Source organism: Bradyrhizobium sp. USDA 4501, assembly GCF_054062115.1.
This window is the reverse complement of the sequence record NZ_JBSSEX010000001.1, coordinates 592,537-606,482: the sequence shown is the minus strand read 5'-3', so window position 1 is coordinate 606,482 and position 13,946 is coordinate 592,537. Positions and strand designations below refer to the sequence as shown.

12 protein-coding genes are annotated in these 13,946 nt (G+C 64.6%); 10 read left to right on the top strand and 2 right to left on the bottom strand.

Annotated elements, in window-relative coordinates:
- Nucleotide 1: 1 nt before the first annotated feature.
- A complete protein-coding gene (locus ACVWZM_RS02880; protein WP_456851785.1) occupies nucleotides 2-2,290 on the top strand; it encodes a VWA domain-containing protein in 2,289 nt (762 codons plus the stop codon).
- Nucleotides 2,291-2,300: 10 nt separating this feature from the next.
- Here ACVWZM_RS02880 and ACVWZM_RS02875 read toward each other — a convergent pair whose 3' ends face one another.
- Together ACVWZM_RS02875 and ACVWZM_RS02870 are read right to left on the bottom strand one after the other, a co-directional pair.
- Complete coding sequence (locus tag ACVWZM_RS02875) at nucleotides 2,301-2,888, bottom strand: ANTAR domain-containing response regulator (protein WP_057015927.1); 588 nt, start codon at nucleotides 2,886-2,888, stop codon at nucleotides 2,301-2,303.
- Complete coding sequence (locus ACVWZM_RS02870; RefSeq protein ID WP_028345130.1) at nucleotides 2,885-4,048, bottom strand: transporter substrate-binding domain-containing protein; 1,164 nt, start codon at nucleotides 4,046-4,048, stop codon at nucleotides 2,885-2,887. Before ACVWZM_RS02870 ends, ACVWZM_RS02875 begins: the two co-directional genes overlap by 4 nt.
- Nucleotides 4,049-4,471: 423 nt before the next feature.
- On the opposite strand from ACVWZM_RS02870, the gene ACVWZM_RS02865 reads away from it, so the two are divergent.
- From ACVWZM_RS02865 to ACVWZM_RS02825, 9 genes are all read left to right on the top strand, one after another.
- Nucleotides 4,472-5,872, top strand: a complete 1,401-nt coding sequence (locus tag ACVWZM_RS02865) for an amidase (protein ID WP_229189292.1) — start codon at nucleotides 4,472-4,474, stop codon at nucleotides 5,870-5,872.
- A 17-nt stretch (nucleotides 5,873-5,889) separates the two neighbouring features.
- Entirely contained in the window at nucleotides 5,890-6,885 is a 996-nt protein-coding gene (locus ACVWZM_RS02860) for an acetamidase/formamidase family protein (RefSeq protein WP_057015930.1), read from the top strand.
- Nucleotides 6,886-6,943: 58 nt separating this feature from the next.
- Complete coding sequence (locus tag ACVWZM_RS02855; RefSeq protein WP_141339913.1) at nucleotides 6,944-8,158, top strand: urea ABC transporter substrate-binding protein; 1,215 nt, start codon at nucleotides 6,944-6,946, stop codon at nucleotides 8,156-8,158.
- Nucleotides 8,159-8,251: 93 nt separating this feature from the next.
- Nucleotides 8,252-9,118 carry an ABC transporter permease subunit gene (locus ACVWZM_RS02850; RefSeq protein WP_456851782.1) on the top strand — a complete coding sequence of 289 codons (867 nt, stop codon included), beginning with the start codon at nucleotides 8,252-8,254 and terminating at the stop codon, nucleotides 9,116-9,118.
- A 13-nt stretch (nucleotides 9,119-9,131) separates the two neighbouring features.
- A complete protein-coding gene (locus ACVWZM_RS02845) occupies nucleotides 9,132-10,205 on the top strand; it encodes a branched-chain amino acid ABC transporter permease (RefSeq protein WP_038382048.1) in 1,074 nt (357 codons plus the stop codon).
- A 3-nt stretch (nucleotides 10,206-10,208) separates the two neighbouring features.
- Nucleotides 10,209-10,928: an ATP-binding cassette domain-containing protein gene (locus ACVWZM_RS02840; RefSeq protein WP_456851779.1), complete on the top strand. Its 720-nt coding sequence runs from the start codon at nucleotides 10,209-10,211 to the stop codon at nucleotides 10,926-10,928.
- The gene (locus ACVWZM_RS02835; protein ID WP_456851777.1) at nucleotides 10,918-11,628 is read left to right on the top strand and encodes an ABC transporter ATP-binding protein; all 711 of its coding nucleotides are present in this window, start codon (nucleotides 10,918-10,920) and stop codon (nucleotides 11,626-11,628) included. The genes ACVWZM_RS02840 and ACVWZM_RS02835 overlap by 11 nt, the downstream gene beginning before the upstream one ends.
- 63 nt (nucleotides 11,629-11,691) lie before the next feature.
- Complete coding sequence (locus tag ACVWZM_RS02830; protein ID WP_038376099.1) at nucleotides 11,692-12,453, top strand: SDR family NAD(P)-dependent oxidoreductase; 762 nt, start codon at nucleotides 11,692-11,694, stop codon at nucleotides 12,451-12,453.
- An 86-nt stretch (nucleotides 12,454-12,539) separates the two neighbouring features.
- Complete coding sequence (locus ACVWZM_RS02825) at nucleotides 12,540-13,943, top strand: amidase (protein WP_456851775.1); 1,404 nt, start codon at nucleotides 12,540-12,542, stop codon at nucleotides 13,941-13,943.
- The last annotated feature ends 3 nt before the right edge of the window (nucleotides 13,944-13,946 follow it).

Sequence of the window (13,946 nt, the reverse complement as noted above, 5' to 3'; positions counted from 1 at the left end):
GGTGGCGGTCGCGCAAATCAGTTCGCTCGATAGCTTCCGGTCCGGACGTCGGCTTGCGGCACTCTTGCGCGGCCATGACGATGTAGCTGCGGCGGTGCAGACAGCGCGTACCGCTCTGCAGCGAACTGGTTGGTTCGATCACCTGGCGGTCTGGGACGAGGCCGTGCACGCCCTGTTCGAGGCCAATCTCGGTCAAGCCGTGGTGCAGGGTTTTCTGCGTCTATCGGAGCAATGGCCGGCGCAGCGATCGGCCGATGATCTGATCGCGATCGGCCGCGCGGTCAGGGACATCGGCTGCGGTGCCGGAAGCCGCGTCGCCCATGCCTTGCTGACCGAATTGTCCAAGGTGCTGCCCCGGCTTGCGGGTGCAGGAGAACTCACCGCGGTTCTCGCCGCGCTCGACGAACTCGCAGCCACCGGGCCGGAGTCGGCGGGGCTCGCGATCGGCCGGCTGGGGCAGTTTCTGACGCATGCCGGCGGCGAGGAGTTTGCGGCGTGGGTCTCCGCTGGCTTGCGCGCCAGTGGCAGTCGCGCATCGCGCCGCCGCGCCTATTTCGCGCTCGACGATCAGCTTTCGGCGCAGCTGTTCGCAGCCGGTCGGAGCGGGGATGATTTCGCGCGGCTGGAGAAGCGCCTCGCTGCAACCACGATCGCGTTGTGGAACAGAAAGCCGCGTTTCCGCAAACTTGCCGTTGCACCGACGCCGGTGCCGCGGCGGACCTCGCTCGCCGCCGGCCTCGTCGGTCTTCCGCAGACCTTTCCCGGCTTCGAGGGCGAGGCGGCCGACGCCGTCTATCTCGCGGCGGTCGCGCATGCCGGCGCGCATCTGGTGCATTCCACCGTCCGCTTTCCGGTGAGGCGACTGAAGGCGCTGCAGATCGCGCTGGTCTCGCTGATCGAGGATGCCCGGGTCGAGGCGCTGGCGCTCCACCGGATGCCGGGGCTGCGCCGGCTGTGGCTGCCATTTCACAGCGCGACGCCAGCCGGCCAGGCAACCGCAGCCGGACTGATGATGCGGCTGGCGCGGGCGCTGATCGATCCCGATTATCAGGATCCGGATGCGTGGGTGACCAAGGGGCGGACGCTGTTTGCCGCTGCCGCCGGCCGCTGGACCGATCCCGCCATCAGCCGCGAGATCGGTGGTTTGCTCGGCAACGACATCGGGCAGATGCGGCTGCAGTTCAACGCCAAGAGCTACGTCGTCGAACCTGCCTATCGCGACGACAATCTGGCGCTGTGGGATTTCGGCGACCAGCGGGACAGTCCGGCCGAGACGATCGAACTTGCCGTCGATTCCGTCCGGATCGAGCGGCGCGACGATGCGGGTGGTCAGCCGGCCGACGACAACGCCAGGCCGGACGAGACGCTGCGCGCGAAGGCCAGCGCGGTAACGCTGCTGGACGGGTTTCCGGTCGCGACCTACCCGGAATGGGACTATGCGGCGCGTACCGAGCGGCCGGACTGGACCACGATTCTGGAAGCCGATGCAGCCGTTTCCGCGCAGCCCTTCGATTCCTCGACGGACGCCGACGCGATGCGCTGGATCACGGAGTTGACCCGCGACGCGTCGATCGGCCGCCGGATCAGACACAAGGGCCAGCGCGACGGCGACGCACTCGACATCGACGCGGCGATCGCCCTGACGATCGAGCGGCGCACCGGCAATATCAGCGAGCCCAGGGTCTACCAGCGCGATGCGCCGGGACCGCGCGATCTCGCCATCCTGCTGCTCTTGGACCTGTCGCAATCGACCGCCGACCGTGACCGCCGCGGCCGGACGGTCCTCGACGTCGAACGCAAGGCGGCTGCGATCATGGCGGCGGCGGTCGAGGCCGCCAATGATGCGATCGCGGTGCATGGTTTCAGCTCCGACGGCCGCGAGCGCGTGCGCTATCTGCGCATCAAAGGCTTTGCGGAGCCGATGGATGCCGTGGTTCGTTCACGTCTCGCGGGTCTTGGCAGCAGCCATTCCACGCGGCTGGGCGCGGCATTGCGCCATGCCGGGGGCTACCTCGCGGAACGACGCGCGTTCCGGAAAGTGCTGCTGGTTCTGACTGACGGCGAGCCGTCCGACGTCGACGTGCCGGACAGGCAATATCTCGTCGAGGACGCCCGCCGGGCCGCGCAGCAGCTGCGGCGGCGCGGCACCGATATCTTTGCCTTCGGCATCGGTGAGCAAAGATTTCCCCAGCTCGATCGGATTTTCGGCGAGCGCTATGCGCCCCGGGTGCCGCGCATCGAGGTGTTGCCGCAACGGGTGATGCAGCTCTACGCGGAACTGAAGAAATAGACGACCGGCTCTAGCCCGTTGCCCGGGGCAGGGAGCCCTTCGCGGTGATCTCCGCCGAAAGTTCCTCGATCGTCTTGCGCTGCTCCATGGCGGCGCGGCGGATCAGCGCAAAGGCCGCCGGCTCGGCCAGCGCATGGCTGTGCATGACCTGAAGGACCGCGGCAAGCACGACGCGGCGGGATCGCAGCCGCTGCTCCAGCTTGAGCACCTGCTGCTTGAGCTCGCTGGTGCGCTCGCTTCGCTCGAAAGCCAGGACGAGCGCGGCATAGATGCCGGCCGATCGCAGTGGCTTCACCAGGAATGACGCCGGATCGAGGTCGAGCACCAGCTTCAGACGGCTTGGCGTCTCGGTGCCGAGCAGGGCGATGACCGGGCTTCGTCCAAGCGACGTCCGCTGTGCCGGCGAGGTGAGCGGCAGGAACTCGTCATCGATCAGCGTCACGTCGGGACGGCAGTCGATACTGGCACCGGGCTCCCATATGACGATCTCGATCCCGAGGCGCTCGAACTGCCGCCTGACGATCGAGGCATCGCGCTCATCCTTGATGGCGACGAGCGCCTTGCGGCCCCGCAGCGAAAATGAAGACGGTTTGCTCATTTCACAACCCGCAAATGCGGCGCATTCGGCAACGTTCCATCCCTTGCCGGGCTGGCGGCGATGTCGAGCTGCGTCAGATAGGGATCCGGTCTAACCGGCGCTTCAGCTTCCCAGAAGATGTCAAACTGTCCTTCGGCGTTCGAGACGGCCAGCCGCGGCGTCAGGACGCAGTGGTTGTTGCTGCCGTCGATCCAGACCGGACCTTGCGGCGAATTGTAGCGATGGCCGGCCGCGGCGCGCCGCACCTCGCCGATATCGGATGTGCCCGCGCGCTGCAGCGCCCGGGCCAGCAGATAGACCGCGACATAGGCGGATTGCCCGTCGACGGACGGGCTGCTGTGCTCGCCGTGGCGCGCCTTCCAGCGCGCCACGAAGGCCCGGTTCTCGGGCAGGCGAATGCTCTCGAAATAGGCCGACGATGTGATGCATCCGGCCGATGCAGGACCCGCGATCTTGAGCTCGGGCTCGCACAGGCTGCAGCTCAGCATCGGGATGTCGAGGCCAGCCGCGGCGGTCGCCGCATGAAAGGCGCGGATGAAGTCGTAACTCGAACTGCCGACCAAGGTGTTGAAGACGACCGGCGGCCGGCGCCGCACGATCTCGTCCACGATGTGCGTGACCGCGCTTTCACCGAGTTCGAGCAGGCGTTCGGCGAGAATGCGTCCTTTGGCCGCCGTCACCAGCTCGCGGGTGACGCGATTGGTTTCCCAGGTCCAGACGTAGTTGGAGCCGACACAGAAGATCTCGCGCGACAGATTATCGAGCACGTAACGCACCAGCGGCAGTACGTTGTGATTGGGTGAGGCGCCGACATAGATGACATTGTCGGAGCATTCGAACCCCTCGTAGCGCGCCGGATACCAGAGCAGGCGGTCGGTACGCTCGACGATCGGAAGCACCTGCTTGCGCGAGGCCGAGGTGTAGCAGCCGATGATATGCTCGACGCCGACGTTGCGAATGAGGTCGTCGCAGACCGTGTGGTACTCCGAAATGATTCCGCGGGGATCGCGGACATGCGCCGATATCGCGAAGTCGAATTCGTCCTGATTGTTGATTTCGTCGACCGCCATCATGGCGCTCTTCAGGATCTCGCGTCCCATGGCCTGATAGGGCCCGTGCTGCGAGCAGATGATGCCGACTGGAATGGAGGGCTTGGTCATTGAGTACTTTCGGCCGCGCAACGCATCAAGGAGATCATCTTCGCAGAGGTCGGTGCAAGAGGTCATGCCGATTTGCTGCGCATGCACCTCGCGAAATTTGTGCAGCCAGCCTCGTTGACAACGCGCTGCACACCTCCTTAGAATTTTCTCCTACAGGGCTTCCTGTCGAACCTTGCGTGCGTCGATCTGGCCGATGACGTCCCGATCGCCGCGCAGAGTGCTCCGTTCGACTCCGGACCCATGCGATAGTTCATAGCCGCGGCATTTGGGCCATTCGTCACCTTCGTTTCGGAGGAGCGGGTGGTTTTTTGCTTTTGCCGCTAAACAAATTGGCGACACGTCCGTGCCGCCAAGCCGGAGGCGCATGCGCGGTGATGGGCAGTGCCTGCGCTTGCGTCATGTCAAGTGCGGGGATGAGAAACGATGCCGACGACGGATCTTCACTATCTCGGGCTCATTGAGATCGGGCAGCAAATCCAGGCCAAAAAGCTCTCGCCGGTCGAGGTGACCAAGGCGATGCTCGGGCGGATCGAGCAGCTCGACGGCAAGCTCAAGAGCTACGCCTGTGTGATGGGCGAGGCGGCGCTGGCCGAAGCGGCGGCAGCCGAGAAGGACATCGCGTCCGGCAAGATCAAGGGACCGCTCCACGGCGTGCCGATCGCCGTCAAGGATTTGTGCTGGGCCAAGGGCGCTCCGGCCGCGCATGGCATGACCATTCACCGGGACTTCCGGCCGAGCGAGGATGCCACGGTCGTCGCGAGATTGAAGGATGCCGGCGCTGTCATCCTCGGCAAGCTGCAGCAGACCGAGGGCGCCTATGCCGACCATCACCCGAAGATCGATCCGCCGAAGAATCCGTGGAATGCGGATTTGTGGTCGGGCGCATCGTCGAGCGGTTCCGGCGTCGCCACCGCCGCGGGGCTTTGCTTCGGCTCGCTTGGCACCGATACGGGCGGCTCGATCCGTTTTCCATCGGCCGCCAACGGCATCACCGGGCTGAAGCCGACCTGGGGACGCGTGAGCCGTTATGGCGCGTTCGAACTCGCGGCAACGCTCGATCACATCGGGCCGATGGCGCGCAGCGCGGCCGATTGCGGCGCGATCCTCGCCGTGATTGCCGGCCAGGATCCCAAGGACACCACCTCCGTGCCGCTGCCTGTGCCGAACTATCTCGCCGGCCTGTCCGGCGATTTGCGCGGCGTGACGATCGGGGTTGATCGGCGCTGGACCATCGAAGGCACCGACGAGGCTGCCGGCAAGGTGCTCAGCGAAGGGCTGCGCGTTGCTGCCGATCTGGGCGCGAAGATCAAGGACATCACGTTTCCTGATCCCAAGGCCGTCATCGAGGACTGGTTCCCCTTGTGCGGCATCGAAGTGGCGGTCGCGCACGAAGAGACCTATCCCGCACGCAAGGACGAATATGGTCCGGCGCTCGCCGGCCTGCTCGATCTCGGCCGGGCGCAATCCGGCATGAATTACCAGAAGATCGTGCTGCGGCGCGAAGCGTTCCGCGGCGCGGTGCGGCTGTTGTTCGAGACGGTCGATCTGATCGCCGTTCCGGCCCAGGCGTTCGCTGCGCCGACATTGGCCAAGATGGCGGCGCTGGGTGAGGATCCGTCGCTGATTACCGGGCTGCTGCGCTTCACCTGTCCGTTCGACATGACCGGCAGCCCGACCGTGACGCTTCCCGGTGGCTTCGCGCCGAACGGCGGGCCCGTCGCCTTCCAGTTCGTGGGCCGTCACTTCGACGAAACAAGCCTCGTTCGCGCGGGCGATGCCTTCCAGCGCGTCACCGACTGGCACAAGCGCCATCCCGCGATCTGAATTGAGGAGCCGACCGCATGACCGAAGATTGGTTGAAGAGTTCCATCATGGCCAAGCGCGCCCTTGCCAAGGGCGCGACCGGTACGACCCATAGCCTGACGATCGAGCAGCAGGGCGGCTTTCATTACGTCTATGGACCCTATGCCAAGCCGACCCTGTCGATCGATCCGGGCGGGGTCGTCGTTGTCGAAACCGAAGACGCCTTCGGCGGCGTGCTCACCAGCGAAAGCGACAGCCCTACGGCGAAGCTGAACTTCCCCTATCTGAACCCGCAATGCGGGCCGATCGCGGTCAAGGGCGCCAAGAAGGGCGATTGCCTCGCCGTCTATATCCGCGACGTCGAGACCCGCGGCGCGCAGCCGGCCGGAACGACCTGCATCATTCCGGAGTTCGGCGGCCTGGTCGGGACCGCATCCACGGCGCTGCTCAACCCGCCGCTGCCGGAACGCGTCAGGAAGCTGCATGTCGACCGCAACGGCGTGCGTTGGAACGACAAGATCACGCTGCCCTATGAACCGTTCATCGGCACGATCGGCGTCTCGCCAGAGATCGAGGCGATCTCCTCGCTGCAGCCCGATTATCACGGCGGCAACATGGACCTGCCCGACGTTGCACCGGGCGCGATCATCTATCTGCCGGTGCATGCCGAAGGCGGGCTGCTCTATGTCGGCGACTGCCACGCCACGCAGGGCGACGGCGAACTCTCGGGCGTCGCGCTGGAGCAGCGCGCGACGGTGACGCTGCAGATCGATCTGATCAAGAACTGGAGCTTCGCCTGGCCGCGGCTCGAGACGCGCGACTTCATCATGACGATCGGCAGCGCGCGCCCGCTCGAGGACGCGGCGCGCATCGCCTATCGCGAGCTCGTGCGCTGGATGAGCGCCGATTACGGCTTCGACGAGATCGACGCCTACATGCTGCTCAGCCAGGCCGGCCGCATGCGGCTCGGCAACATGGTCGATCCCAAATACACGATGGGGGCGTCGATCCTGAAGAATTACCTCAAGGCGTGACTTCAAACATCCTTCAACGACAGAGGACATCGCGATGTATTCGGGGCGTATAGTCGGAATGGCTTTGCTTGGTGCAATGCTCGGGACCGCGGCAATAGGTGCCGCCCAGGCGGCGGAGCCGCCGCTGAAGGTCGGCTTGCTGGAGGACGTCTCCGGCGATCTCGCCTTCATGGGCATGCCGAAGCTGCACGGCTCGCAGCTGGCGGTCGAGGAGATCAACAAGAGCGGCGGCATTCTCGGCCGGCAGATCGAGTTGATCCATCTCGATCCCCAGGGTGACAATGCCCGCTATCAGGAGTTCGGCCGACGGCTGCTCAATCGCGACAAGGTCGACGTGCTGATCGGCGGCATCACCTCGGCATCGCGCGAGGCGCTGCGTCCGATCGTCGATCGCACCACCACGCCGTACTTCTATACGAACCAGTATGAAGGCGGTGTCTGCGATGCCAGCATGATCAGCATGGGTGCGGTACCGGAGCAGCAGTTCTCGACCCTGATCCCCTGGATGGTCCAGAAGTTCGGCAAGAAGGTCTACGTCATCGCAGCCGACTACAATTTCGGCCAGATCTCCGCGGAGTGGAACCGCAAGATCATGAAGGACCTCGGCGGCGAGGTCGTGGGCGAGGAATTCATCCCGCTCGGCGTGTCGCAGTTCGCGCAGACGATCCAGAACATCCAGAAGGCGAAGCCGGACTGGCTGCTGACGATCAATGTCGGCGCGGCGCAGGACTCGTTCTTCGAACAGGCAGCCGCGGCCAACCTCAACCTGCCGATGGGCTCTTCGATCAAGATCATGCTCGGCTTCGAGCACAAGCGGTTCAAGCCGCCGGCGCTCAACAACATGCATGCGACCGCGAACTGGTTCGAGGAGATCGATACCCCCGAAGCCAACGACTTCAAGAAGCGCTGGCACGCAAAATTCCCCGACGAGCTTTACATCAACGACATGGGCTACAACGCCTATAACGCGCTCTACATGTACAAGGCGCTGGTCGAGAAGGCCAAGTCGACCAAGCTCGAGGACATGCGCAAGGTGATCGCAACGGGGGATGCCTGCATCGAGGCTCCCGAGGGCAAGGTCTGCATCGACCCGAAGAGCCAGCATACGTCGCACCGCATGCGCCTGATCTCGGTCGGGCCCAAGCATGAGGTGACGGTAGAGAAGGACTACGGCACGATCCAGCCATACTGGCTTGGCGAGATCGGCTGCGACCTCACCAAGAAGAACGACAAGGATCAGTACACGCCGAGTCATCTTCCCAGCAAGTCGTGATGCGCGCAGGCACGAATCTTGCTCGTGTTTGCACCGCGGCTTTGAGGCGAGCCGGCGCCGCAATGATGCGGCGCCGCGATCAGGGAGACCGGAATGTCGGCTGAACTCTTCTCGGTATTCTATCAGTTCGCCGATGTCTTCGCGTTCCTCATCCTGTCGGCGGCGGGCCTGGCCATCGTGTTCGGCATGATGGGCGTCATCAACATGGCGCATGGTGAGTTCATCATGTGCGGCGCCTACGTCACCGTAGGGCTCGTGAATCTCGGCGTCCCGCTTCCGATCGCGCAGATCATGGCCGCGCTGACGGCGGGGATCATCGGCATGATCGTCGAGTACCTCGTCGTGCGGCGCTTCTACAAGCGACCGCTCGACTCGTTGCTCGCGACCTGGGGCCTCAGTCTGATCGTGACGCAGTCGATGCTGCTGATCGTCGGCTCCGCGGTGCGCGGTATCGGTACGCCGGAAGGAAGCTTTGCGATCGGAGGCTACACGTTTTCGACCTACCGGCTGGTGCTGTTTGCCTGTGCGGTAGCGGTGCTGTCGGGCCTCTACATCATCTTCATGAAGACGCGCTTTGGCGTGATCGCGCGCGCCACGATGCAGAATGCGGCGATGGCCAAGGCGCTCGGCGCGCGCACCGGGCGGATCTATTCCATCAGCTTCGGCATCGGCACCGCGCTCGCGGGGCTCTGCGGCGCGCTCTACGCGCCGACCATGACGCTGATCCCGACCATGGGCGCGACCTTTGTGGTCGAGAGCTTCGTCACCGTGGTGATCGGCGGCGCCAATGTCCTGCTCGGAACCGCGCCGGCCGCGGTGTTCCTGGCGATGATCCGAATGGCATTGAATGCCAGCTACGGGCAGATCATCGGCCAGATCGGCATGCTGTTTGCTGTCATTCTGATCATACGTGTGCTGCCCGAGGGACTATCCAGCGTGCTGGTTCGTCGTGGGCGCTAGACGGGAATTTCTGATGTTGAAGCTGCTCGAGGGCCCGCAGACGCTCGGACGCGGGAAGATCTTCTGGTCCTGTTTCCTCGCCGTGCTGGCGGGGGCGCTGATCTATCCGCTGTTCGCCGATTCCTATGACGTCGGCAATTTCGCCTACTTCCTGATCTGGATATTCATGGCGCTCGGTCTCTGTCTGATGTGGGGATACGGCGGCATGCTGTCGTTCGGCCAGACCTTCTTCTTCGGCATCGCCGGCTACGGCTATGGCGTGCTCGCCATCAATATGGGCGGGGGAACGACCACGATCGCCGCGCTGGTTCTCTCCGTGGTCATCGCGATGATCGCGGCCGGGATCCTCGGCTACTTCATGATCTGGGGCGGCATCAGCGGGATTTTCTTCGGTATCGTGACGCTGTCGGCGACACTGGTGCTTGCCTTCTTCCTCGGGCAGACCGCGGGACCCGAATGGCATATCGGTCCAGCCCGGCTGAACGGCTTCAACGGCATGAAGGGGATGGACCCGCTCACGGTCGGCAACTTCGACATCGAGGGCTCGGCGCTCTATTACGTCATGATCGCGCTGATCGTGATCGTCTACATCGCGCTGCGCATGCTGGTGAACTCGAGCGTCGGCAACGTGATCGTGGCCACGCGGGAAAATCCGCAGCGCGCCGAGATGCTCGGCTATGACGTCCGCAAGTATCAGCTTCTGACCTTCGTGATTGGCAGCGGGCTCGCAGGCCTCAGCGGCGCACTGTACACGTCGTGGGGGCAGTTCATCACGCCATCCAGCATCGGCCTGCCGGCGGCGGCGATGCCGATCGTGTGGGTGGCGTTCTCCGGACGCAACGATCTGACCGCGACCTTGGTCGGATCGTTCCTGCTGCTGTTCGGCTTTCAGACCATCACGGTCTACAGCCAGCAGGCGGCGTTGGTGCTGATGGGCGTGCTGCTGCTCGCCACCGTGATGCTGGCGCCGCAGGGCTTTGTGCTCGGCATCGGCAAGCTCGTCGTCGATTGGTGGACCAGGCGTCGGCGCCGCGACGAAGCCCCCGCGCTGGCCGATACCGCCCGCCTGCAATCGGATGAGACCTGAATCATGGCGCTGGTCGATGTGAAAGGTGTCTCCAAGCGTTTCGGTGGTTTGACCGCCGTCTCCGACGTCGACCTGACGGTCAATGCCGGCGAGGTGCACTGCCTGATCGGGCCCAACGGGGCCGGGAAGAGCACGCTGTTCAAATTGATCGTCGGGCTCTTTCCGCCGACCACGGGCAGCATCTTCTTCGACTCGATCGATATCACCGCCGAGCGGCCCTACGCGCGGGTGCAGCGCGGCATGAGCATCAAGATGCAGGCGCCGAGCGTGTTCAAGGAGCTGCCGGTGCGGCAGAACATCCAGATCGCGCTGCAGGAACGCATTTCGGGCGCGGAATGCCGTGCTGAAGAGGAGCGGCTGCTCGCATTGCTCAATCTGGCTGACGATAGCGGCAAGCTCGCCGGTGCGCTTTCGCACGGCCAGCAGCAATGGCTGGAGATCGGGATGGCGCTGGCGCTGCAGCCGCAGCTGCTGCTGCTGGACGAGCCGACCGCCGGCATGTCGCCGGAAGAGACTTTCAAGACCGGCGAGCTGATCAAGTCGTTCAATGCCGAGGGCATGACCGTCCTGGTCGTCGAGCACGACATGGCGTTCGTGCGTCAGGTCGCCCAGCGCGTTACCGTTCTGCATCTTGGCAAGATCTTCGCGCGCGGCAGCTTGGAGGCGATTTTGGAAGACGAGAAGGTCGCGGAAATCTATCTGGGTAAGACTCATGCCCACTGATCGCCTCCTGGAGGTGTCGGGGCTTTGGGCGGGCTACGGCGCGACGCCGATCCTGCAAGGCGTCAGCATGTCGGTCTCGCGCGGCGAGATCGTCGGCGTGATCGGCCGCAACGGCGTCGGCAAGTCGACCCTGATGCGGTGCCTGATCGGTCTGCTGCAGACCTGGCGCGGCACCATCAGCTTCATGGATCAGGATGTCACGCAGCTCGAGGCCGATGCGCGGGCGCGCGCCGGCTTCGGCTACATCCCGCAGGGTCGCGACGTGTTTCCGCAAATGAGCGTCGAGGAGAATTTGCAGGTCGGCGAGTTGATCGGCGGGCCCGAAGGCAAGAAGCTGCCCGAGCTCGTCTACGAGTATTTTCCACGCCTGAGGGAGCGCCGGCGCCAGATCGCGGGCACCATGTCGGGCGGCGAGCAGCAGCAGCTTGCGATCGGCCGCGCGCTGATCGGCAATCCGGCGCTGATGATCCTCGACGAGCCGTCGGAGGGCATCCAGCCGTCGATCGTGCAGCATATTTGCGAGGCGCTGAAATCGTTCCGAGCGGAGCTCGGGACCACGATCGTGTTCGTGGAGCAGAACCTCGACACCATCCTGGAGATCGCGCAGCGCTGCTACATCATGGAGAAAGGCAAGATCACGCGATCGCTGGCCGGTGAGGAGGTCAACGCGGACAACGTTCGCGCGCAGCTGTTACTGTGATCGACCGCGCGATGCGGTGAAGATCAGTGCGTTGCATAATTGATAATAATGGAGGGAATGGACATGGATCTCGGACTCAAGGGAGCAAAGGTTCTCGTTACCGGCAGCACCAAGGGCATCGGCAGGGCGATCGCCGACACGTTCGCCGCCGAGGGCGCCAATGTCGGCATCTGTGCGCGCAACCAGGGCGACGTCGACGCTGCGGTCACAGCGCTCAAGGCCAAGGGCGTTGCGGCGTTCGGTAGTGCCGTCGACGTCTCAAACGGGCCGGCCCTGAAGGCCTGGGTCGCCGACATGGCGTCCAAGCTCGGCGGCATCGATGTCGTGGTCGCCAATGTCAGCGCGCTGTCGATCGGGCAGGACGAGGAGAGCTGGGAGAAGGAATTCTCCACCGACATGATGGGGACGGTGCGCCTCGTCAACGCGGCGATGCCGTATCTGGAGAAGAGCGGCGCCGCCGCGATCGTCACCATCTCGAGCGTGTCGGGACGCGAGGTCGATTTTGCCAGCGGTCCCTACGGTACGTTCAAGGCGGCGATCATCCACTACACGCAGGGCCTTGCCTACCAGCTCGCGGCCAAGGGCATCCGGGCCAATTCGGTATCACCGGGCAACACCTACTTCGAGGGTGGCGTCTGGAACATGATCAAGGACGGCAATCCCGAACTGTACAAGACAGCACTGGCGCTCAACCCGACCGGCCGCATGGGCACGCCGCAGGAGATGGCGAACGCCGCTGTGTTCCTGGCGAGCAAGGCGGCGAGCTTCATCACCGGGACCAACCTCGTGGTGGACGGCGCGTTGACGCGCGGCGTCCAGTTCTAGGCGGGGCGCGCCGTCAGCAGAGCCGCGTGATCGCCGCCCGCGGCGGCGGTCCGGACAGGCATATTCCGATAACAGCAGGGCGTCAGATGTCAGCGGATTCATTGCACTACAAATCCATCATCGAAGTCTCCGAGCTCATTCGCCGCAAGGAGGCGAAGCCGTCGGAGATCACCGAGGCAATGCTGGGCCGGATTGCGAAGCTGGACGGACAGTTTCACGGCTATGCGCTGGTCCTTGCGGAGCGGGCGATGGCCCAGGCCAAGCAGTACGACGCGGAGATCGCCAAGGGTGTCTGGCGTGGCCCGCTGCATGGCGTTCCGATCGGGCTGAAGGACCTCTGTTACACCTCGTTTGCACCGACCGCGGGCGGCACGACGATCCACGCCAAGTTCGTGCCGTCCTTCAATGCCACGATCGTGGACCGGCTCGAAGTCGCCGGCGCGGTGACGCTCGGCAAGCTGAAGATGACGGAGGGCGCCTATACCAGCCACCATCCTGCAATCCAGGCCCCGCTCAACCCGTGGAATGTGAACTACTGGGTCGGCTCCTCATCGACCGGATCGGGCGTCGCGACCTCAGCGGGGCTCTGCTACGGCTCGATCGGCAGCGACACCGGCGGCTCGATCCGCTTTCCGTCGGCGACCTGCGGGTTGACCGGGATCAAGCCGACCTGGGGGCGGGTCAGCCGCTACGGCGTCTTCCCGCTGGCCGACTCGCTCGATCACGTCGGGCCGATGTGCCGAAGCGCTGCGGATGCCGCGGCGATGCTCGGCGTCATCGCGGGCGCTGATATCAACGACCCGACCGCCTTGCGGGCTCCGGTGCCGAACTATCTGGCTGGAGCGGGCGACGGCATCAGGGGCCTCAGGATCGGTGTTGACCGCAGGTACACCCAGGAGGGCATCGATCGGCAGGTCGTGGCCGCGCTGGTGCAAGCCGAGCGCACGCTCGCCGATCTCGGCGCCGACATCCGCGAGGTGCATTTCCCGCCTTACCAGAAACTCGTCAGCCAGTGGATTGCGATGTGCTCGGTGGAGACGGCAGAGGCGCATCTGGACACCTACCCGTCGCGCAAGTCGGAATACGGACCCGACCTCGCGCAGCTGATCGAGCAGGGCCGGGCGACGAGCGGCGTCGACATCGCGGCCATCCATCATGAACGGCAGAAGTTCAGCGGCAGCCTCGTCGCCATGTTCGAAGATATCGACCTGCTGCTGATCCCGACGATGCCGGTGCCGATCCCGACGCTCACCAAGATGAGCGAATACGGTGCCGACCCCAATGTCCTCCTGAGCATTCTGCGCTTCACGGCGGTGTTCGATTTCTCAGGCAGCCCGACCATTACCTTGCCGATGGGCATGGCCTCGGACCAGATGCCGCTCAGCATGCAATTGGTCGGCCCGCATCTGTCCGAAGACGTGCTGGTCCGCGCCGGCGCCGCGTTCCAGTCGGTGACGGACTGGCATGCGCGGCGGCCGCCGATCGAATAGGCA